Annotated in this window: 18 protein-coding genes; all 18 read right to left on the bottom strand. The window is 37.9% G+C overall.

Annotated elements, in window-relative coordinates:
• Positions 1–966: 966 nt before the first annotated feature.
• A complete protein-coding gene (locus tag ADHAQ_RS0119735; protein ID WP_026464408.1) occupies positions 967–1,839 on the bottom strand; it encodes a DUF6371 domain-containing protein in 873 nt (290 codons plus the stop codon).
• A gap of 382 nt (positions 1,840–2,221) precedes the next feature.
• Positions 2,222–2,923, bottom strand: a complete 702-nt coding sequence (locus tag ADHAQ_RS26400; RefSeq protein WP_211240599.1) for a hypothetical protein — start codon at positions 2,921–2,923, stop codon at positions 2,222–2,224.
• A gap of 259 nt (positions 2,924–3,182) precedes the next feature.
• Positions 3,183–4,214 (bottom strand): hypothetical protein, encoded by a 1,032-nt coding sequence (locus tag ADHAQ_RS0119725; RefSeq protein WP_026464407.1) that lies wholly within the window; start codon positions 4,212–4,214, stop codon positions 3,183–3,185.
• 114 nt (positions 4,215–4,328) lie between these two features.
• On the bottom strand, positions 4,329–4,925 hold the full coding sequence (locus ADHAQ_RS27390) for a helix-turn-helix domain-containing protein (RefSeq protein ID WP_084524045.1): 597 nt from the start codon (positions 4,923–4,925) through the stop codon (positions 4,329–4,331).
• 109 nt (positions 4,926–5,034) lie between these two features.
• Positions 5,035–5,460, bottom strand: a complete 426-nt coding sequence (locus ADHAQ_RS0119715) for a hypothetical protein (protein WP_026464406.1) — start codon at positions 5,458–5,460, stop codon at positions 5,035–5,037.
• Positions 5,461–5,591: 131 nt separating this feature from the next.
• On the bottom strand, positions 5,592–6,380 hold the full coding sequence (locus ADHAQ_RS0119710) for a hypothetical protein (RefSeq protein ID WP_026464405.1): 789 nt from the start codon (positions 6,378–6,380) through the stop codon (positions 5,592–5,594).
• Between the two features lie 69 nt (positions 6,381–6,449).
• On the bottom strand, positions 6,450–7,133 hold the full coding sequence (locus ADHAQ_RS0119705; RefSeq protein WP_026464404.1) for a CPBP family intramembrane glutamic endopeptidase: 684 nt from the start codon (positions 7,131–7,133) through the stop codon (positions 6,450–6,452).
• Positions 7,134–7,204: 71 nt separating this feature from the next.
• On the bottom strand, positions 7,205–7,594 hold the full coding sequence (locus tag ADHAQ_RS0119700) for a hypothetical protein (protein WP_157433468.1): 390 nt from the start codon (positions 7,592–7,594) through the stop codon (positions 7,205–7,207).
• A 161-nt stretch (positions 7,595–7,755) separates the two neighbouring features.
• Complete coding sequence (locus ADHAQ_RS0119695; RefSeq protein ID WP_026464402.1) at positions 7,756–7,971, bottom strand: hypothetical protein; 216 nt, start codon at positions 7,969–7,971, stop codon at positions 7,756–7,758.
• Positions 7,972–8,248: 277 nt separating this feature from the next.
• Complete coding sequence (locus ADHAQ_RS26390) at positions 8,249–9,976, bottom strand: SulP family inorganic anion transporter (protein WP_211240598.1); 1,728 nt, start codon at positions 9,974–9,976, stop codon at positions 8,249–8,251.
• 385 nt (positions 9,977–10,361) lie between these two features.
• Complete coding sequence (map, locus tag ADHAQ_RS0119685; RefSeq protein ID WP_026464401.1) at positions 10,362–11,126, bottom strand: type I methionyl aminopeptidase; 765 nt, start codon at positions 11,124–11,126, stop codon at positions 10,362–10,364.
• 115 nt (positions 11,127–11,241) lie between these two features.
• Positions 11,242–11,580, bottom strand: a complete 339-nt coding sequence (locus ADHAQ_RS0119680; protein ID WP_026464400.1) for a hypothetical protein — start codon at positions 11,578–11,580, stop codon at positions 11,242–11,244.
• Positions 11,581–11,659: 79 nt separating this feature from the next.
• On the bottom strand, positions 11,660–12,409 hold the full coding sequence (locus ADHAQ_RS0119675; protein ID WP_157433467.1) for a hypothetical protein: 750 nt from the start codon (positions 12,407–12,409) through the stop codon (positions 11,660–11,662).
• Between the two features lie 375 nt (positions 12,410–12,784).
• Positions 12,785–14,962, bottom strand: coding sequence for a penicillin acylase family protein (locus ADHAQ_RS0119670; protein WP_026464398.1), 2,178 nt, complete (start codon positions 14,960–14,962; stop codon positions 12,785–12,787).
• A 75-nt stretch (positions 14,963–15,037) separates the two neighbouring features.
• Positions 15,038–16,339 (bottom strand): aminotransferase class V-fold PLP-dependent enzyme, encoded by a 1,302-nt coding sequence (locus ADHAQ_RS0119665; protein WP_026464397.1) that lies wholly within the window; start codon positions 16,337–16,339, stop codon positions 15,038–15,040.
• A 708-nt stretch (positions 16,340–17,047) separates the two neighbouring features.
• Positions 17,048–19,582, bottom strand: a complete 2,535-nt coding sequence (locus ADHAQ_RS0119660) for a PAS domain-containing sensor histidine kinase (protein ID WP_034256937.1) — start codon at positions 19,580–19,582, stop codon at positions 17,048–17,050.
• A 407-nt stretch (positions 19,583–19,989) separates the two neighbouring features.
• Positions 19,990–22,542, bottom strand: coding sequence for a PAS domain-containing sensor histidine kinase (locus ADHAQ_RS0119655; RefSeq protein ID WP_026464395.1), 2,553 nt, complete (start codon positions 22,540–22,542; stop codon positions 19,990–19,992).
• 367 nt (positions 22,543–22,909) lie between these two features.
• Positions 22,910–23,323: a hypothetical protein gene (locus ADHAQ_RS0119650; protein ID WP_026464394.1), complete on the bottom strand. Its 414-nt coding sequence runs from the start codon at positions 23,321–23,323 to the stop codon at positions 22,910–22,912.
• Positions 23,324–23,501 lie beyond the last annotated feature (178 nt).

The raw sequence follows: 23,501 nt of genomic DNA, 5'->3' as shown, positions 1-23,501 counted from the left end.
TTTACTGAAGGCAGGAACCACTGGTAAGTGAAAAATCGGCGCTTTTCGTTAAAATACTGGTTGCAATCATTTAATCTAACGGTAAAGAACGCAATTTATTTTGATCTTATCAAGCCCTTTCTTCTTTTACCAAATTCTACTTATTAAAAAAATTATAAATCATGTGTATTTACCAAATTTACAAATTCTTTATAAAATACTAATACACAAATCTCCTTAAAATTAAAAGCTATTTTCATACATGGTGTCATAGTCAGATTTTTTTAATTATACCTATCTTTTAACGTATTGTAGACTATTGATTTTTAATTCAATTTAAAACCTATTTTTTGGTTCTGATTACTTTAGTAAGCGGGTTTTTCCAATCATCCAATACTAAAAAGCCCATTTCCTGGATTGTTATTGGTGATTCCTTTACCTATTTAAATGATCATTTGGATGAAATTGGGAACCGAGTTACTAGTGGGTATATGACGAAGGTAGTAAAGAAATAACCGGAAATAAAATACATAAATAAAAGGGTATAATGGTTGGACAGCGGGAGGTATTGCAAAAGAAATTAAAAATTTAAGTTTAATAAAAGTAGATTTATATTCCGTTTTTTTAGGCACCAATGATTGGTGGCAAGGTCGGCCATTTGGTTCCATAGATGATTATTTACATAACACCGGTAATCACACCTTTTTTGGATCTTACCGCATCTTTATAAATAAAATCCGGGGCTTAAACAAAAACGCTAAAATTATACTTATTAAAGGGTATGCCATTATCTGAAGGATAAACTAAAATAAGTGATTAAAATTGAATTAAAGTTAAAAAGTAAATAAATATTCTTTATTAAAAAGAATGCCACACGATCTCCCCTGGCTAAACAAATTTATTTTAAAATGTTATAATACTATAGGACTACCTAAGTCCTTCCTATCTTTACCTTATTTGAAGTGGCTACTGGCTTTCCATATCAAATTATTTAAATTTTGTAGAGGGTAACCTGTTTACTAAAATATCAGCAATATCGTCCCCGGTTTCTTTGTTCTTATCAATTTCCAGAATACGGGTTTTACAACCAACTTCTTTTAAGATAGCCTGCATCCGTAAGGCTCCTTCCCTCCCGGTTTGGTGCATATCTGGCATAATCATCACCTTCCGGCCTTCCAAAACTGTTGCCCGTTCCTTCTTTAAACTTACCGCCCCTCCGGTTGCCATCCAAATAAAGTCCGGGTAATGTACATGGCCAATAATAGCAGACTTTTCACTTTCCACCATTACTACTTTAGCAGTTGGAGCATAAGTAGCCAATTGAAACTCACCGTACAAACAATACTCATACCCACCATCGTTCTTAAAAATAAGTGGACTTGGTTTGCTCCGGTACTCATTTTCTAAGCTTTTTACCCGGTGCCCATCCAGTTTATAATATATTCGCTTTGGTTTACGGTAATTTCCCTGATAATCCTGATACCAAAATATTGTACCTCCTTCTCTGGTTGTACCAATAGAAAAGTACTGTAGTAAGTAATCAGCCGTGGTTGGATATTTTTCCTGAAGCCAAAGAGCAAAATTATTTATCTGGTAACTTTTAAGGGTCTTTTTTACTAAATCTGTTTCTATGAACCTAAGAGCTTTCTTAGGAATAGGTTCCAGCAGAATGTTTGTTGTAGACTCTTTTGCAAGGGTGTTGGGAAAGAAATTATTACCGCAACTATGACAATGGCCATAAGCTGGAGCCGGTTGCCCATCCAGAATGATAGGTGAAAATTTACCGTCTTTATTGCTTTTACCACAAGGGCAATTTGGTGCTACCTTGTACCTATTTGATTCGACAAATTTAAAATTCATTATAAAATAAAGAGTAGAAATTTACAGAATAATAATTAATCCGCCACTACTTCTTTCTGATTTTAATTGGTTAAAAACCTAACTTTTTTAGTAAAAAAAGGTATTTCATCGCTTTACCGACAGCTGTCCTACTTATATTTTATACTAACTTCCAGCACAAGGATTCTTGCAGAATTTACCTTTTTTCGAGTTGTAACTTAACCCTTTATTAAATTTTTATTTGGATAACCACCTGCTTTATGATTCTTTATTATCATAAAATGCTTTTATTTTTGGTAACTATTTAACAGGCACAGGTGCCATAAAATAGTTACCAACTTTTTAATAAACAAAAAAACCACAGGCATAGAAATTTGTGGCTTTTTACTTTATCTAGGAGTAGTTAAACCTCCTGTGTTCCTGTTATATCTTTGAATTTTTCCTTTGCCTGGTTTACCATATTGTCACCGATGGTTACATGGTCTGTGTCCATGGTATCACCTTTAGGGACTTCAAATTGCAGCTTCTCTGCATAGGGCGCAGGACGGTTCATTACAAAAGCGGCTGTTTGCTCTGAATACTTTTCTCTTGCCTGTTCAGCGGTTAACTTTCCCATTACAATTTCGTGCATGAGGTTAAGAGCAAGAATATTGGCGGCCTCCATGTCACATCGGGCTGATACTTCTCCTTTCGTGCGTTCTACTATTACACTACCATCAAACCTGGCCAGTTCCGTAAACATTTCAATGGGTACTTGATAGTCTATTACCTGCTCAAGAGTATCAGAATGAGGCTGCGGGAAGTTGTGTGGTATCTCATCCCGGTAAACAATAGTCCGTTTCCAGGCGCCGTTGTTATACCAAATCAACCGGCTGGGAATAGCTTCGTTAGGCGGACCATATTTCTGCACCATCTGCTCCACAGATTTTTTTGACATGGCCGGCCAGTCTTTGGTGAGGGCATGAATAGTATCCATGTCAACATAGGAAGGCGTGGACTGCTCGCCTGCTTCCCCAACCGTCTGTGTTTTAATATTACTCATCATGCCCGTTGCAGCAGTTTTTAACCTTTCCAGCGGGTTCTCAATTGGATCCTTTTCATTCATAGCTTGTATGTTAAAAATGTTTCGTCCAATTTAAAAGAAGCAGGTCATGGACGCTAAAATTTAAACGGTTGGAGTTCCTCTATGGTTTAAGGAAAAGCTTTATGTTTCAAGCCCTTACTAAAATTACAAGCTTACATTCAAAATCAATTACATTTATAGCCTTTAAGGGTGAGCAGTTTTTATAAATAAGCATTTATTTATGTATCTACCATTATTTAGTTGCTGCTGTTAAAAATATGAAAGTTAATTACTGAACAATTCAAGGTTTATTATTTAAGCTCTGTTGAATAAATATTTGCTTTTTTACCTGACGGGTTTTTAAAGAATTCAAAATACCAAACTTCTTGTTCTTGGTATCCAGTAAAAGCCGGTAGTTTAAGAAAAGCTTATTGCCAGTCATGCCACCTATACCCATTTGCACCATCTGTTGTACCTGTGCATTGCTGGCCCCTTCTATATAGGTTACCCTGTTTATTGGTATATGCCGGAAAGCCATCTCCAAGCTATCTGATGTTGCGGTTGTATGGGCTTCTAAAGTATTTTGCCAGGATTTAACCTGATATTGTTTTGGTATACCCAGTGGGGATGCCAGCAGGCTATAGGTCTTTTTATCGGTTAATAATTCAAAAGCACTTGAACCTGTATCAAAGAAAAGCATTGTTTTTTTCCCTCTTACCGTTGCTGGTAATAAAACGCTTCTGCCCATATAAATAAAATCAGTTAATTGAGTTAATAGTACGTTAGCCGGAAGCTCTGATGCAGAGGTAATTTCTTGTTTGGGGTAATCGATTACCATTACTCTGCCGTCTATGAAGTCCGCGCCTATGGTTCCAATAATTGTTTTTTCATCCGCTGCATGCCTACTAGCTTTTAGGCCTCCCATTTGCCTGACCTGTATCTCCTTGGCAAAAACCGGCATCCTGCCAACAGTAAAGGTGTAGTTTTTCATAATAGTGGCGGTATCCACTAGTGGTATGGCATGGGGAAATTCAGTGCTAACCTCTTTTAATTTGGAGCTATAAAACATAGAGTAAGGCGATCCCAAATCAAATTGCATGTAAAATTGCTTGGGGCAGTTGGGTAGTTTTACAGGCAGTAACAGGGCGGCATGCGGTTCCCATTCGGTTTGCATGGAATCCCCCTGCCACTGAAAATTTATGGTATAAGTTTTTGAGGGAAAAATTAACTGATTTTCCGGAAGAGTTGCCAGTGCCTGGGCATTGCCTGTTGTTTTAATAAGACCTGTTACAAGAAGGATTATCAGAAAAGCCTTTTTCACTAAAGTTGTCATGGGTTGTCTCGTATTATTTCCATGCAAACCTATTCAAACAGGCACTTATCTGAGTCGTCGTTTATGCGACATTAACCTGACATTCTTAATTATTCAATTGTATAAAAGGCCTTTTTAGAAGAAAACCTCATTTTTACTGCGAATAAGGGTAAAAGAAATAATAAGTGCATTTAACCCGTACATCACAAAAAAAGGAAACAAGTAATTAACCTGAATAGATTTACCAAAATAAACCTTGCTCAAAATATTATAGAGCAGGGTACCCAAAAGCAGCAGGTTTAGCGCAATTACCCAATAAACCTGAACCCTGATTACTTTTCTGGCAAATACCAGGATTTTCAGATTTTGCTCTTTTCTTTTCTTCAGCAGGTAAATAGGTAGGATAAAATGTACAAAAGGCAAAATCAGGTAACTAAAGCAGGAAAGACAAAGAAGTTGCAGAAAATTAATCGCTTCTTCCTGCTTGTAGCTTAATTGATCAATTTCTAATATGGTGGCAGTATCAATTGGATTTGGTTCAGCTGTTTGTAGGTCCTCAAAATTAATATCAAGGGCAGCGGCAATGGCTTTTAAAGTAAAAGGTCGCGGAGTGGATTCACCACTTTCTATTCGTTGGATTGTCCGTACAGTAAGGTTGGTGATTTCAGCTAACTCCTCCTGTGTAAGCCCTTTTTTCTTTCTCGCAGCAACGACATTTTGGGATAGGTGCATTTTAAAAATTGTATATTCAGTAACCAAATCCACCTAACGAGTTCTGGCTAAAAAGTGCTTAAGAAATTTGCAGGTATGTTTATTCGGAGAAATCACAGTGCGATAAATATTAATTTAAAGTAAACTGTAAAGAAATAGCAGGCAAAAAGGACTTGCTTGGTCCGGTATATCGAAAAGTAGGAATACTTAAAAAATTAAAATGAGCGGAAGCATCTAAGGCCTTTTGTTTGTTTCTGGCAGACGCCTTGGATAAAGCAACACCACCTGCTATACAACCAGCACCAAGGGCAACTGGTACTATGGGGAATGGAGGCCCGGAAGTCCCTCCTCCTGCTGAGCTCACTACACTTACTAAGCCTCCCACTAAGCCTATGGTACAGCCAAGCACCACCAGTAGTACCGAACCTTGTTTTTGATTCTCGCTTTTTCTCAAATAGGCTTCACGGGTTAATTGTGGTAAAGAATTAACTTGTTGCGCCCATGCACCTTCTCGTACCAAGAAAAGTAAAGCCATTCCTATAACAATTTTTTTCATGAACTTTCTTTTCGCCCTTACTTGATAAATTTAAAATAACCTCTAATTGTTGAATTCAATTTTTATAAACCGCTAAGGCTCTCAGGTAAAAAGAACTTTAAACCCTAAAAGTGTTGTTGTTGTTAATATTATTAATTTACTACTGGATAACCTAGGAGATATAATTTTTTAGCTTTGCCTGTAATTATTCCCTTTTCCCATCTGTATTCGTCAGAATGCAATCCTTCAAGCAATAGGTCTAAATCCTTTAAAGTGTACGTTCGGACATTGGAAACTGCTCCATCCCAGGCAAACAATATTGGTATAATTGGTATCAGGTAGGTAAATACAATTTGCTTCCACGTCAATGGCCTTACAAAAGGAGTAATAAGAAGTGCCATAAATATATTCAAAGGCAAGGCAATCCACCACAAAAAGGTTGGCAAACTATTATCGCTTATTTCAAAAATACAAATAGGTTGTTTCCGTTCTTTTGTATCTTTTAAAATTTTTCTTGCCATGTCGGGTTTCATGTGATGAAAACAACATATCATTGTCCGTAAACCTATTAAATGGGAAGGCACGTTTGCTGCATCTATTGAATTAGTTTCATAAAATATATCCGATCTTCCTTGCTGATTTATTTGGTTGGCTAGTTCTCTATTAGGGTATAAATCTGTTAAAGTAAGGGTTAAATCCTTTAAATGGTATTCCTTTTTTAAATTTTCAGCGACAGCTAGCATAGCACCTCCACTGCCTGAACATAGATCAATAATAGTAGGTATGCTTGAATAGCTGATGGCTTTATTCACCAAATTTGCTAATTCCTTAGTTGTCCCTAACAATTGATGCATCACCACAATGAGCCTCGTAACACTAATTCTAAGCCAATCCGGAAACCATGGTAAATCTTCAAATTCAAACAAATGGATTCTTTTCATTTTATATTAGTTACAACGGTTTGGCTATAGGTGTTTTTGCATTAAAGCTTTTGTTAGGGACAGGCAATTTTATTTCATAAGAAGGTAGTAAATAAAACTGCCACAAACATTAATAATATTATGAGCAACAATACACGGTAAGACAGAACCTGTTTTAGCCCTCAACCATGCTAATGCGACTGCTGCAATTGAGGTAGATGTAAAGATTAAAACTGCCTCCATTCCCGACGATTGAAGAATATGCAGGACGCCAAAAGGCAAGGCCTGTAAAATTATTAAAAGCCAAATCCCTTTGCTTGAGATATTATGTTGTTTCGCGTAGTATAGCATAAAACCGAATACCAATCCTCTTAATCCTAGTTCTTCACCTAATCCAGGCATGGTGGCCTCATACAGGTAGTACTCCAGGCTGCCAAGTTCAGCAGGCTCATCTCCCATCATTCTCGCAATTACAGAAACAGTTATTACAAATAAGGCTGTGACCATAGACATCAAAATCCATTCTCTATTTTTAGGGATTAATAATCCCATTAATTCTTTTGGTTTTTCAAAAAAGCTGGCAAAAATTAGTATAACTATACTACTTATTATATGCTGTCCCCACCCCATTTGAAGCTTCAACCCTAAAGCTTTTTGAATGATTGTGCCTGCTACAACTGAAGAAAAATAAACTACAAATGAGATTATGGCCCAAAGAAATGGTATTCTTCTTGAAATGGTTAATGACTCTACCCCTGTCCAACCTTTAATCATGTTTTTTAAATATTATTGCATCAAAGGGATTGGTTCGTTTATGCAATGTTGCTTTTAATTTTCGGAATTAATTATTGCTCAATTCCTACTATCCCAATATATTTTGCATTTTTAAATAACTCATTGCATACCAGCTCATTCCCACTTCCACACACTGTTTTACCATTACAATCAATAGGGTTACTTGCGATATCAGCACAATGATTTCCTAATACAAAGTATTGCTTGTTTTGGTATTGGTACAAACTTACAAAGTTCTTACAGCCAATTTCTCCTCCTTTGTAACTGACCATTTTATTTTGTTCCAGGTATGTTTCCATACAATCCATAATGCAGGTAACTTCTTCTTTTTTATCGCAGCCGAAGCTTACAAATAAAAAGATAATTAGTAAGAAGTAACTGCCAAGTTTAGTTATCATAATCAATGAAAAAGCATAAATCAGTTTATTCGCTTTACTCATAACAGCCTCGTGTAAGGGACGGCAAAAACTTATGTTTGTGTCTTTTTGGAGTAGTTAAGGTTATTTACCTGTTCCGAATCTTAATAAAACTGAACAAAAAATAAGCTCCCTTATAAAACTGCTATACAGATCGCCTTCATTTCAAACCTTGATTGATCCTATTATTCAGGAGCCACTAAATAAATAATAAAAAAATCAACGAGTGACAAAACTATTACAATTCCAACTGTCCAAAAGAAATATTTTAAATTTTTTGTTTTCCAATCCTGTTCCTGTTTTACAAGTTCTTTAAATATGAACCAGAAAACTATCCCTATTCCATTAAGTATGGTTAAAACTTTCAATAAAGTTAATAGAGCAAAAATCGTATTTCTCATTATTACCTTAAGAGTAACCAGCACAGGTGCTTTAAAAAATTAGGAGCGGGTTGTGCTTATTATCCCATACAAATAGGGCAGCCTTTAATTATAATGAATTTTTTCAGAAAGTTCTAAATTGCTTTGAGGCAGATCAGGCATTTATTTTTCTCCTGGCCCGGCGTACAACAGCGCCAGGAGAAGTGTAATTGATTTCGGTTCCTTCTGCTACTGATCTTCAGTTTTAATTTTCTGTCTCTCAGAGGTAGCGAAGAGAAATATTTATTTATGGCCGTGCCTAATCTATGGAAGTTACAGGCCTTTCCTTTTTCCTAAGTTCGTCTACAATGCAGTCAACAGCAGCTGAAAATGTAGGGCAGACATCTTTTTCAGGGATTAATTCTGGGATTATGCCGCCATCCCTCAGCATTTTCTCCGGCTGTTTTAAAAGACCCGTCAGAACCACTTTGATTTTCCTTTCTTTCATGGTCAGCAGCGTTTCCTGCAGGGAGTATAATCCTGTCTGGTCAATAAAAGGAACTTCCTCCATACGGAAAACAGCGTGGCTTACATCAACTACTCCTTCTGCCATCTTTTGTAACCCAGATGCAAAACCAAAAAATAAAGGCCCCTCGATGTGCTTAACCAGAACATTTCCTTCTAACTCAACTGGCATGTTCCTGTTTTGCCAGTGCAGTCCATTATCGTACGTGGCCAGTGGTTCTATCCGAGTCCGCTCGCCAATAGCATCACTCATCTTTTTCATGAAGAAAAGCGCCGCCATCACCATTCCTACCCCTACTGCTGTAAGCAAATCCAAGAAAACAGTTACCAGTAACACCACAATCATAATAGCTGCATCGGTGCGCGGAACCACCCGAATATGTTTGATTCCACGGGTATCGAGAATTCCAATACCTACTGTAATGAGTAAGCCTGCCAATACTGCCTTAGGAATTAAAGCCGCATAAGAGCCGATAGCCAACAGAATAACCGCAAGGGTAGCCGCATGGATAATGCCCGACCACCTTGACGTTCCGCCCGACCGAATATTAACTAGCGTGCGCATAGTGGCGCCGGCACCGGGTAACCCACCAAAAATTCCGGCAACCGAATTGCCTATGCCTTGCCCAATCAGTTCACGGTTACTGTCGTGCCGCGTCTTGGTCACGTTATCAGCTACAACCGACGTAAGCAAGGAATCGATGGCACCCAATGCAGCCAATGTAATGGCTACGCGAATTATTTGTCCGTAAAAATTGGCATCAATTGTAAAAATGCTACCAATTTGCATTTCAGGAAGCCCCGAAGGGATGGTACCGATCACTTCGACGTCTTTCTGAAGCACAACAGACAAAATAGTTACACCAACAAGTGCTACCAGCGTACCCGGAACTGTTTTCGTAATACGGGGAAACAGGTAAACAATCACTACCGTCAGTATTGCATAAAGCAATGCCCAAACGTTGATATCTGAAAATGCAGGCCCAATCTGTCGGACCACCTCAAAAGTGGTGGGTGGTGATGGCTGGCCTATAGCCGGGAAAAGCTGCAGCAGGATAATGATCACCCCAATACCACTCATAAAGCCCGAAATTACCGGGTAGGGAATAAAGCGAATCAATTCGCCAAGTCTTACTACGCCCATAAGCGCCTGTATAATACCGGCGAGTAGGAAAGTGGCGATGATAGCCCCAATTACGTTTTCAAGACTTCCGCCAATTTGGATAAAACCTGCAATGGCAGCAGTTGCAACAACAGTCATCGGGCCGGTAGGGCCGCTTATTTGGGTATAGGTACCACCCAGAAGTGCGGAAAACAATCCCAGAATAATTGCGCCATAAAGACCTGCAGCAGCGCCTAACCCTGACTGAAGTCCAAACGCAAGTGCAAGCGGTAGTGCCACAATACCGGCTGTAAGTCCTCCAAAAAAATCACCTTTGGTAAATGTAAATCCTTTCATAGTTTCGTAGTTTGGGGCTAGCAGGCAAGCCCACCACCCAGTGCGTAGAGAATAAAAATGCAACCGGTCATTTGCCGGGAATCCACCACATTCAGGACTTGCTTCGGTGGCGGAATTTGTTAAACGTCCGACATTAACAATAGTTAATTGTTAGTACCCATGTTGATACTAAACTAATTTGGTTGTTTTTAGCAAAGGATTGAATAACTATTGGGATGATTTGTAGCGAACAGTTTATTTGGTGTCCCGCAATAGCAGGGTTAAAGTAAAATAAGTGGGAAGTTTAAAACTTAGTTTGGCGCCTCTGGGCAGAGGCAAATTTGATTATAAAATTGCAACCAATTTTCTCTTCTTTTTCTTTTAATTGAGTTGTTTTCAAGGAAGAAGCCTGAAATACTAATAAACTTTTATTTACAATGTTAGTGCTTCAATATTGTTTTAATTGTATTTAATCAAAAATCCCATTCTTTTCAGTCAGGATAATCGGTTGTCCATCTGTTACAACAATAGTATGCTCATGTTGTGCCATGAAGCCCCCTTTATTCCCTACCATTGTCCAACCATCATTTAAGGTTTCAGCATAAGTAGATGTTGTGGAAATAAAAGTTTCCACTGCAACTACCGAATTCTTTTTGAATCTTTTGAAATTAAATCTATCCTTAAAATTGGCAATTTCTGATGGCTCTTCGTGCAAGCTTCTGCCAATTTCGTGTCCCGTAAGATTTTTTATTACCTTGTATCCACGCTTTTTTGCTTCTGTTTCAATTAAATATCCAATTTCAGAAATAAGAATACCTCCTTTTATGTTGGCAATTGCTTTCTCTAATATTTCTTTGGATGCGTTAACCAATTTTTGGTGGTTATTTTTATCTTGCCCCAGTACAAAGGAACCACCGTTATCGGACCAATATCCATCAAGTTCCGCTGATACATCAATATTTATTAAGTCACCTTCTTTTAATATTCTATTATTGGAAGGAATCCCATGGCAAAATTCGTTATCAACGCTTATACAAGTCCACCCGGGAAATTTGTAGGTCTGGTAAGGTGCGGATTTTGCCCCAAAACTATTCAGGATATTTGCACCAAATTCGTCCAATTCCTTGGTCGTTATACCTGGTTTAGCAAAGTTCCTCATTTCTTTCAAAGTGTAAGCCACAACGTCACTTACCTTTTTCATTGCCATTAATTCAGATTCACATGTAATTGACATATTGTAATATTTTTCCGTTAAGTAGTTTTGGCCTGATTTGTAATGGTTTGTACATGAGGCGGGCGAGGCCTCGGCCGACGCATTATGTTTACACGTGGTTAGCCACTGTTGTTTTTTATTCGCCACAGACCACTCTTGTTACTATTTGCGTACCTGGGTTGAAATATATTTCTGTTCCAGTAGATGCTGCAAATGGAGCAGGATAAGTCAGATAGTAAGTTTTTACTGAATCATTGGTAAAGTAAGTCCAAATCTCACTTCTATTTTTCCGTTCATAATATTCATAATCTCCCATTATTTCTTTAGCTTCTCTCAAAGTCATTCCGGTAGAAACTTTTTCGCAGTTTTTTAAATACTTGGAAGCGTCTGATTGTTTTTTCCACAAGTCAAAAATTAATTTTGTGGTACTGAACAGGCCAATAAAAACAAATATGTAAAAGAAGATTTTCTTCATTTCAATTGTGGCTAACGGGCCGCGTGTATGCAAAGCCTGTAGCGAAGCAAGGGTTTTGTATACATGGTATTGCCAGGAGTTATTTTTTAGAATACAATACTAGCCTTTCCTTTCTGAGATTTTGCTTTTTCGGTTCAGCTGCGTCAATAACTACTTGGTTAAATAAATTTATTCCTTCTTTCACATTCTTAATCTCTTGGGAAACAAGCCAGTAAAAACGCCTTTCTTTTTTATCGTAGTCAAACTTTACTTCTTCGATTGGTAAAATCTTATTATTTATTCTTTTTGCTATTTCAATCACTTTGCATACAGTTAGGGAAGGATCAATTGTTTGATAATCTCCTTTTGATGGAAAGTTGAATGGCGAGACTATATTTCCCTCTTCATCAACTGCCAACCCTATATTGTAAGTAGCTAAAGAATCTGGGTTGAAAGTATAATAGAAATAGTATTTGCTCTTGCACTTCTTCATATTAACCCCTGGAACCCTATCTTCAAACTTGGCTATACTGTCTGGAAAGACAATCTCAACGGAACTGAATTTCATTCTAGAGAAAAAGGACTCACCTGAGTAGCCCTTTATTTGATTTTCGACCTTCTCTTTTATCGGGAATATACTTTTTGCTACTTTCCTTATGTCAATCGGATCTAGAATATTCCAGATTTTTGATGTGTCACCGTCAAAGGAAAACTGGTACCTTGGGCAGAAGTAGGTGTAATGATGAGAATCGAAGTTCCCTCCATAAACGATTTTATCAGCGTCTATACATTGAGAATAGGCAATTGAGGTGGTAAAAGCAAATATTAATAAGAAAGCCTTTTTTATCATTTTAATTACTGGCAACTACTACCTAAACGGAACGTGTTCCGGTTATTACACCTTTGGATGGAAGAAATATGACAGTAATTTTAGCAAATTGTCTATTCCGATTATTCTAATCCATTTATAAGATTCCAATATATTTATTATAAATTATCCCGCCAAGGTTAAATAATGTCTAAAGCCAAGAAAGTTATTTAAGTTAATATAAAGTTTATTTTACCTCAATTATGCCCCGGTAGCATTTTAATTTACCTCCAGTTTATACTTGATACAGTCAATGCGCAGCAAAATTGGCCGTAAGCTATGGGTAATAGAATATTTAAGATGCCTGTTTCGGACAATTAACAATAAGTATTTGGGCATTTTGCTGGTCCTTAAACTTTATTTTCCAGGATGGTAAGTCCTTTCTGCGTGCTTCAGCACATCCTCCTTGTAAAATAATACCTCTTTAAATTCGCCTTTGGTATACATCAGCGCCTGGTCATTGAAATGTTTAGAATCAGGATTGCTGCTATTGCCGCCTGCCATTAAGGATTTAGCTTTTATTCTGCTACCAAATTCTACGGCGCAAACAAAGCTATTGCCGTTGTAGCCATACCGTTTAGTAGTGCCCGGATAAGTTCTACTAACAAATGATGGTAAAGCGCCCCAGGTTGATGCGGCAAAGCCGCTCGGCAAGCTGGGTTTGGCATCATCATACTGCTGGTCCAGGTTTGCGGTTAAGCGCTGGTATCTGTTTATTTCACCCCAAGCAACCTGCCATTTACCAAGTTTAGTTTGCAGTTCCTGCAAGACAGCCAGCATGGGGCTTAGTAGTTGTTCGGCCGAAGCCGTTTTGGCAAATTGTTTGGTTTTCTCTACCTGGTCGGCTTCTCCCTGTTCTATGTACACCGTGCGAATAGCCGGGCTTAGTTTTTGGGCCCATTCAACAGCTAAAGTAGTAGCCACGGAGTTTTCAGAAGAGTTTCTATCCCAGCCAGCCAGTAACTGTATAGGTTCAGTTAATAACTGGTATGTTTGGTCTGATTTATTTTCTTCAAATGCTTTAACCAGTGCTGGCACCAACACATCAAAAGCGGCCAAATGTGTATCGTAGCCGGCAGCAATTACTTTATCCAAAGTAAACCGGTTTTGTTTTTGTAAAACATTCACCGCATTTATTCCTCTGAAATTTTCGCCATCGGGTGCCATATACGGGGGGTAATCGGCTTTTTTAGGGCTATTGGCACCAGCGGCCGTAAATGGGGTGGAATTGCAATTCTGAACCCAGCCGTTTGCCGGGTTTATTATATGGACGGTTTCCTTTACCGGATGTAAACCCTGCCATTCGGTTTCGGTCCTGGTGCCATCCACGGGCTTCGACCAATCCAAATTTTTGTTGCGCTTGGGGATAAAGTTACCGTGCCAATAAGCAATATTGCCTTTATTATCAGCAAATACCGTATTGTTAGAAGTATTGGCTTTTAGCTCCATTACCTTTTTATAGTCGTCTAAACCTTTGGCTTTAGTCCGCTGCCAGCTCTGAATTAAACTTGTCATGGACCGGTTATAGGATTTAAGGCTAATGAATTTACCATTCCTTTTTGCCATGATGGGGCCATGGTGGGTGTATAGGGAAGTAAAGGTTTTAGTTTTAAGCTCCTTGCCATCCAGGTAACGGATGCTGATCTGTTTCTGCCGGACCGGCTTCAGGGCATTGTTATATTCATAAAAAAGCTTCTTCTCCTTCTGTACAATTTTTTCTTCGTACGTATCGGCTACATCCACAGCACTGGAAGTATGCATCCAGCCACAATACTCGTTAAAGCCCTGATACACGAAAAATTGCCCCCAGGTAACGGCACCGTAAGCATTTAGGCCTTCCTGGCTTTGCACCTGCACTTCCGGCCGGAAATAAAAGGTAACGTGCGGGTTGATATACAATATAGCATTTCCCGATTCAGTTACAGCAGGTGCAAAGGCAAACCCATTGGAGCCACTTGGTAACTCAGCCCTTTTAGGAGGGGCATAACCAGTAAAATCGTTGGAGCCTGAATAAAAGCTTTTCAATTCATTTATGGTGATATCAGCTGTACTAATGGCGCCAATGCTACCATCGGTCCAGAGCAGCGGGTACCAGGGCTTAAACCGGTGCAACAAAGCAGGTTTTACCTGCGGGTTTTTATGTAGGTAATAATTTATCCCGTCAGCATAGGCGTTCAGCAGTTTTTTTAACCAGGGCTCCGCTTTATTGTAGTCTGCCACCGCCTCCGTAGAATCAATTAATAATTTTATCAGCAAATCATTATACAACTCTGTTTCACCTTTTACTTCTGCCATGCGCCCCAGCTTTTCAATGTAGTTCATTTCTACCCGCTTAAAATCATCTTCGCATTGCGCAAAAAGTAACCCAAAAACAGCATCTGCATCGGAGTTGCCATAAATATGTGGAATACCATAATTATCCCGGATGATGGACACTTTTTGAGCTCTTTGCTCCCAGCCCTCAATTTCTTTTTTAGTAAAAGCCTGAGCAACTAACTGGAAGGGCAGTAATAAAAGGATTATAATCTTGTTCATTAACTAATTCAGGTTTTAAAATTTACTTAACTAATTGGCTATAAGCTACATACCTAGCAAAAAGTCAAATTTGGTTTAAGCCGCTAGGGTAACCAGGGCAGAAATGATTTTATCGATATCCTGTTTAGTATTGTATATGTGCGGCGATAACCGGATCCCCCCGGTAGGTGCTCCTGCTATGCCATAATGGCTATACAATTTCTGGTAAATTTCTGCATTATTCAGGTTAGGCAATGTAAAAACCATTATCCCGCCACTTGCTTCCGGCAAAGCCGGTGTAACCATAACCGTATTAGGCACTTTGGCTTTAAGCTGTTCTTTTAAATAACTGCCTAATTGTTGTACCCGATTCTGAATAAGCTGTTTGCCTATTTTTTCATGAAACTCCAGGATAGCCGGTATGGCGGAAACAGTCAGATCATTATGCTGCCCCAAAACACAATATTTTTCGTCTACGGTTTTATACGTTTCTTTCCAGCCGGCACTAATTATATTCGGCCATACTTTTTCCATTTGGGCTTTATTTACATATAACACCCCGCTTTCTACCGGCCCCATCAGCCATTTATGGGTACTGCCGGTATAAAAATCACACCCCATATCCTTTAAATCTAAATCCATAGATCCAAAAGACTGCGCCCCATCTACCAGGGTTAAAATATTTTTTGATCTGGCCAATAGGCAAATGTCGCGTGCTGGTAGCGCCAACCCGCTGGAGTTAGAAATATGGGAAAAAGTTATAATTTTTGTTTTGGGTGTAATGGCTTCGGCAAAAGGAATCACTAATTCTTTTATAGAAGCAGGCTGATCCGGAACCGCTATTTTCTTTACGGTGAAGCCGTATCTTTTTGCTCTTTGCTCCCAGGCTGTACCGTTCGTCGGATGATTCTGCTCCCAGGTAATAACTTCATCTCCGGGCTTCAGGTCCAGGCCGTTCACAATAATATTATTGCCTTCGCTCGTATTCCGGGTTATGCCTATCTCCTCTTTACTTACTTTTAAATAACTAGCCAGCAACTCCAAAGCTAATTTCCGTTTTTCTTCAAACTGCGTCCGGTTCTGAAACGACACATCTTTTTCTAAACTTCTTAATGAAGTCAGGATCTGATTACCAATACCGGCCGGACTTGGACAAAGATTGGCTGCATTCACCATAATTTTATCATTCGGTACAGCAAACTGTTTCTTCACTGCTTCCCAATACCTCTCATCTGGCACCCCTTTATAACCTCTTAAAGCAGGTGCTTCTGGTAAACTATTATTAGAAGAAATGCCTCCCATTAAAGGATAAGCCATGGTAGTTGCCCAGCCACCGGAAAGCAATTTGATAAATTTTCTTCTGTTAGCAGAAATGAGATACGGGTTAACCTTCTTCATATTGTTATTGGTAAGGGTGTTCAACTATCTTAACCCCTTATTTGTTTTACACTATTTCTAACAGAATAAAAGGTTAACTGAATACGAACTAATAATAACAATATTTTTTTTAAAATAGCAAAATTTTATTTCTACCTCCTTATTTTTCATGTATCAAATAAAGATTTATAGCGATTTCAAAGCAATCCCCTATTTATTTAATGAACTACAGCTTCATTCTTCAAATACAACGTCCCACCTACTTTCTATTATTAATTATACTAAGATTATATGTTCGTATAGACTAATTAGGAGTAACTAGTATTTTGCTACATTCTAAATTATTAAATATGGTAGTTATAAAAATATAGGCATACCATGAAATGAGTTATTTAAAGAATTGCAAGCCTAGACAATTTTGTAATGGGGTAAGGCTAATAAAATAGGTGCAGCAAGTGTAGGAAGTATTATTGTTTTGCCTGGAAGCAGATGAGAAAGATTAAAAAGCAACAGCTAAAATCTATCTTCAGTTATTTAACATAAATAAACAACTGGAGATTATTCTCAGAAATAAAACCCACTACTGAATCAGCTTTTTCAGCAATCTTAAAAAAGGAATGGAGGCAGCTATTTTTAATTAAATTCTTTTGATAAAACTAAACAGGAAGTTTTAACTAACTTGTTTAAAAGTTAGCCTTGGTTTGGGGTTAAACCTTTACCCGTTGTTAATTACAAATAATCAGCTTTTTTGAAGTATACCCGGAATACTGATCCTTTACCTGGCTCGCTCTCTACTTCTATTTTGCCGCCGGCATTATCTACTATGCGTTTTACCATGTACAAACCAACTCCGGTTCCTTCTACATGGTCATGGAAGCGACGGAACATAGAAAACAGTTTATTCAAGTTATTAGGGCTTAAACCCAACCCATTATCCCGAACTGAAAGAACTAAAAATTCCTGTTCTTCATAAAACCGCACCTGAACCAGTGATTTGCGCTCCGGAGACCGGTACTTAATAGCGTTGGAAATTAAATTATAAATAATACTCCGCAAATTCTTTTGGGAGAACGAAAAGAGCAGATGCGTGTCAAAAGAAGTATTTACCTGGACATCTGCAGCAGCTATATGTTGCTTTAAATCTAACTGCACATCCTTTACAATTTCAGCTACATTTACCAATGTGGCATCAGTAGCATTACCTTTTTGCAGCTTAGAAATTTCGGTAAGGTTAAATATCGTTTTCTTAAACCTGTCTATAGCATCCCGAATAAGTCTAATGATTTGAGCTGTTACGCCTACATCCAGGGTTTCTCCGGGTAGTTCAATCAGCAGTTCTTCTACTAGCATCTCTATATTGGTTATAGGTGCTTTTAAATCATGCGATGCCGTATAAATAAAATTATCCAGATCTATGTTCGTGTGGGTAAGCTGGTCATTGGCCATGCGTAAATATTCATTAGCTTGAGCCAGCTCTTTGGCCATATCCTGAATTTCCTGAATACTTTGCTCTACCTCCTGGCGGGCTATTACCTGATCGGAAACATCGGTAACCAACGTATAAAAACCTACAACATTGCCTTCCTGTACATCCGGAACAAAAGTAGCACTTATAAATTTCTTCAGGTCCTCCCGATAAGGCATGGCCGATTCAAAATTTACCCTTTCCCCAGCCAGGGCTTGGTCCATGTATTTTTTAACATTCTGGTAGGCTTTTCCCCCCAATACCTCAGGAACCTTTTTACCTATTACATCTTCTAATTTTATGGAGAACCAGCCTTCATAGGCCCGGTTGGCAAACCGGTAATATTCTTCCCGATCCACGTAACCAATAAGTACGGGCAAAGAATCGGTAATTAACTGCAATTGCTTGGCATTGGCCTCAATAGATTTGCGCGCATTTACCTGATTGGTAACTTCATGGGCAAAAACCATAACACCATTAATATCGCCATTACTTTTTCGTCTGGCTAAATAGGTAAAGGACCAGTAAATTTCTTCCAGGGGCTCCCCTTCGTGCCGGGCCATCATCAGCGGTAAGTCCTGGGCTACATACATTTCGCCGGTTTGGTATACATGCTGTAAAAGACCGGGTATAGGGGTATCTTGTAGCTCCGGTAGCGCCTCTAACAAAGGTTTATTTAGTAGATCACGGCCCGGAAAAATCTGTTGGTAAACCGGGTTAATCAGTTGGAACGTTAATTCTGGTCCGTCCAGAATACAAATGGCAGAAGGAGCATACATAATCAGGTATTCCAGTTGCTGCCATTGCCGGTTGGTTTCTGCCTGCGCAATTTTTAACTCCTTTGTTCTTTCCTCTACCCTTTTTTCCAGCTCCTGGTTTAGCAAACGTAAGGCCTCGGCGTTTTGCTCTACCTGCCGCCTGGCTAAAAAAAATTCGGTTACATCCAGCGCAAAAATTAAAATACCATTTACTTTTCCTTCCTTATCATAGACGGCTTGGTAAATAAAATTCCAATAAATATCCTCCGGTACCTGATTCTCAAATCTGGCTACCGGAATCAGCACTTCTTTGCCTTCAAAAGTTTCACCGGTATTGTACACATTATAAATAATATTGTAAACCTGCGAGTCTTTTAGCTCCGGTAATGCCTCAAATAAAGGCAGATTCATTAATTCCCGGCCCGGGAACAATTGCTGGTAAGAGCTATTGATGACTTTAAACACCAGGTCTGGACCTTCCAGGATAGCCAAAGCGGCCGGCGCTTGCTCAAATAAGCGTTCCAGCCGCATGCGTTGCTGTTCGGCCTGGGCCATGGCCAGCTGCTCCCGTTCCTGACTTTCCTTAAGCTGCTGCTGGGCTTTTTCTCTTTCGGTTACATTAACTGTTTCGTGGATAATACAGACTATTTCATTTCGGTCATTAAAAACCGGCGTATTTAAAGTAGTCCAATACCGCTCTAAAAACGCACCAGGATTATTCGGATCAGGTATATCGTACTGGATAATTCCTATGTTATCGTTTATACCGGTAGCTAATACTTTTTGTAATGAAGCATTTAGATTTCTGGCGAAGGAGGTCTCGGCAGCCGGGTTATCAGGAAAAATATCAAATAAATATTTGCCTGTTATTTCTTCCCTAACCATATACGTTTCCTGAAGATAGGCATTAGTAGCTGCCAATATCAACAGATCAGGTGAAAGCACCAGCGCCAAATTAGCTTGTGCTTCAAAAATTTTAATAAAAGATAAGGCTTCACCCGAAATAGTTGGTTCCGGATTGGCTGGTGAAATATTATTCATGAAATAAATGCCTGCGTAAAAAAGTGCCCAGTAGAGTCGTCCTTCTACATGTTTAAATCAAATAGTCGAAACTATATAATTTATATTATTTGAAACTAAACCTTAAAAATTATATTTAACAGGTAATATTTCCTCCCTTTGATGCAAGTGTCAGGCTACCATTACGAACAAGCAAAAATATAGTTCTTTCCTGATATTTAAGTCAATAAGTAAAAAATATAAGTCCGGCCATAAAAGTAGTTTTTATTAACAAGCAGGAAATTTGGTGATTAGCAAACCCTCACAACTTTTGATATGAAAGCCTGACCATGGACAATTCTCTTAATATTTTACCACTCTTTTCTTTCTTTTACTTCTGTCTTTTTAATAATATACACCTTTATAATAGGTCTGTACCGTTTAATTATTTATTGCTTTAAATAAAATTTAAAAGTTGTACCTATTCCCTTTTGACTTTCTACTTCTATGGTACCACCCATTGCTTCAATGTGTGTTTTGGTTAAAAACAAACCAATCCCCCTGCCTTCTTGTTTGTTATGAAACCGTTTGTACAGATTAAACACCTGGTTTTTAGCCCTTTTCATATCAAACCCAGAACCATTATCGGAAATGGTAAAAACCGCCACTTTTTCACCTTTGCCTACTGTACTGTGCACCAACACTTGCATTTGCAGGTTCCGGTCATCTGCTTTGTATTTTATAGCATTCGAAAAAAGATTATATAACACAGAATACAAATAAGCTTTATTAGCTATTACCATGATCCCTTCTTCTACGTCCAGCGCTAACGTGGCATTAATTCTGGTAAATGTATCCTGGTAAAATGAAACCACCTGGTTGATGATAGTAATAACTTCTACTTTTTCCAGTTCTAGCGTATCACTCTTTCCCCGAATACCCAGAATAGTATTCATATCCCATAAAACATTGTCTAACTGCTTTATGGAAATAGTTAAATTAGATAAGTAAATATTGTATAGTTCATTGTCTTTTTCCAGTTTGGTTAAAGCATCTGTTATACCCATGGCATTGGCTACAGGTGCTCGTAAATTATGGGAAACAATGTAGGTAAACTGTTGCAGGTCACTATTTTTCCGATAGAGGTCTTGAGACAATACAGATAATTCTATTTGAGAATTCTTTAATGCGGTAATATCTGTTTGAACAATAATAAAATTTTTAATAATATTACCTTCCTGAAAAATAGAAGTAATATCCACATTAACCCATATTTCTTCTCCATCTTTTTTAACATTTAAAATTTCAAAAGATATCGGTTCACCCCGCATTAACTTGGGCGTAAGCGTGTGATACTTTGATTCATCTGTTTTAGAGTTACTCAAAATATCATGTGGGCGCTTACCTAAAACTTCTGGTAAACTATACCCAAATAACCTGGTAAAACCCTCATTTACCCATTGTATCTCCCAATCTTTATCTACAATCAGCACACTATTATTGGTTTTACTGGCAACCAGAGATAGTTTAGCGAGCTCTTCTCCTTCCTTTTTTCTTTTGGTTATATTATTTTGAATAGCAACAAATTGCGTTACTTCACCCTGCTCGTCTAAAACAGGAGTTATTTCCAGGAACATCCAAAACTTCTCTCCTGATTTTTTATAATTTAAAATTTCTTCAGTAAACGGTTTTTTCTCCCTTAACTTTTGCCTAACTCTTTTTACGGTTTCTAATTCTGTTTCGGGACCTTGTAAAACTTCTCCAGGTTTTTTGCCAATTACTTCCTGCAATGTATAGCCTGTTATTTTCACAAAGCTATCATTTACCCACTCGATAAAACCTTGAGCACCGGTAATTATTACACTGTTGGTGGTTCTGCTAGCAACTAAAGAAAGCTTTTCGTTTTCTTTTTTTATTTTAGTCCGTTCGGTAATATCATTAAAATAGACCGATAGTCCTTCGGATGAAGGAAAAGCCTTCACCTCTATCCACAAATTACACTTGGCGTAAAAAGCTTCAAAATGAACTGCTTTACCCGTAACTGCAGCTAAATGGTATTGTTGGTAAAAAATTTTTCCGACCTCATCGGTAAAGATATTCCAGATATTCTTACCAATTATTTGAGTCCGATCCGTTTTTAAAATAGCATCGAATTCAGCATTGATGTAAGTAAAATTCCAGTTGGTATCTAAAGTAAAAAAGGCATCTGTAATGCTTTCAAAAATGGTGTTTAATTTGGTTGCTTGTTGCTGAATAGTTTGATAAGCCTCCACCATAGGCGTTATCTCTTTCATGATGGTTTGTACGGCAATAATTTCCCCTTTTACCTTTATCGGAAATTTGATGGTATCGAATATTCTTTGCCCTTTGTTTTTCGTCTGAATCTGTAAATCGCACCTCATCGTGCTGCCTCTTAATGCTTCCTGCAAAGACAACTCAGAAACAGAAACCATATTAGCCGGCAGGAAGGATGAAGCAGGATGGTTGATAACGTCCTCTTGCGCCAATTCAAATTCTTTATAAAAATTTTGATTTACCTCGGTAACTAAACCCGAGCTATTTTCCAGGTATATAATATCAGGACTATTCTCAAAAAAAGCTCTATACCGCTCTTCACTTTCTTCTAGTTTAAGCTTGTTTTTCTTCTGTTCCTTTAGATTGCGGGCAACACAAAACATCAGTTGGTCTTCTTCGGACCATTTTGCTGACCAGAGAATGGGTATGGTCTCTCTATTTTTATGATAGTAATAATTCTCAAAATTAGTTGGGGTAGAACCTTGCAGAATCTTCACAATAATTTGCTCCGTTACCTGGATAAAGTCAGGGTGTATAAATTCCCGAAAAGAGCGACCAATTAACGCTTCTGGGTCATACCCTAACAAACCTTTACTTGCCTCATTAACATGAATGAAAGTGCCATTTTCATCTAAGGCACAAAACATATCAAGCGATACTTTAGCAAACTTTAACCAAATAGGAGATTTACTCTGCTCTATTTCCATACAAACAGATTATGAAGTTTAACACACGGCTATTTCATATAAGGAGGGTCTTTAACTAATTACGACCATTAGGAAGTTAAGTATAGCAAAGCTTAAAACTATCCATTAAAGTAAGGATTTAATTGTAAAATCTATTTTTTTATTTATTTATAAATAAAATTAATAGGCTAGGGAAAAAAATAGATTGAGACCGCTTTTAAGGAGCACTTGTTATTTTCCTTTATTTTACCCAGATAAGATAAATTCATATCCCTATTGTTAAAGTTATTTTAGCAACTACCTGGGTTTTAGGAACAAAAAAAATGACCTGTTTATGCAGGTCATTTTTTAGTTGAATAGATTGGAAAATTTGCCTTTGATTACCACTTTAATTTTGAAGTAACCAAGTATTAGCTTCGGGCAAATCTGAAAACATTTTGATAGCAATAGGAATATTAAATTTCTGAGAAACATCTGATGTTACCCGTGCCAAACGTTCTTCGTGCTTAATAACCGCTGTGTTTACCCGGGCTAGTTTTTTCAGCCGGCTTTTGGTTAAAGTTAAAATAAAGTTTTCTACTACCGATTTATAAGCATCATCTTGTATATCCTCTACAACTACATTACTGCTATCGAGCAAGAGGTTCTTTATATCGTAATTTTTAATATTTTCTGCCACTATATCTAAAGACCGGGATAATTCCAGTACTCCAAATTGAGCTACATTTGGGAGTTCTACTTTTAATATATCTACTGCAGGATTGTAGTCTAAGGTTATTAGACCATTGTTATAAATGACCATAAATTAATATTGCATAGCAAATATACGATATTAAAAGGAATAACGGTTTTATATCTTCTCCAGCTTATTTATCCTTAGTAAGCTTATTTAACCCTTAAATAACGTACTGCTTTTATGCCAAATCATAACCCATCCCATTGCTCTTTAATTCATAATTAATTTTTATTAATCCATCATT

Origin of the sequence: Adhaeribacter aquaticus DSM 16391, from assembly GCF_000473365.1 — a bacterium.
GTDB lineage: Bacteria > Bacteroidota > Bacteroidia > Cytophagales > Hymenobacteraceae > Adhaeribacter > Adhaeribacter aquaticus.
The sequence above is the reverse complement of the archived record's forward strand: the minus strand, read 5'-3'. Positions and strand labels throughout refer to the sequence as shown.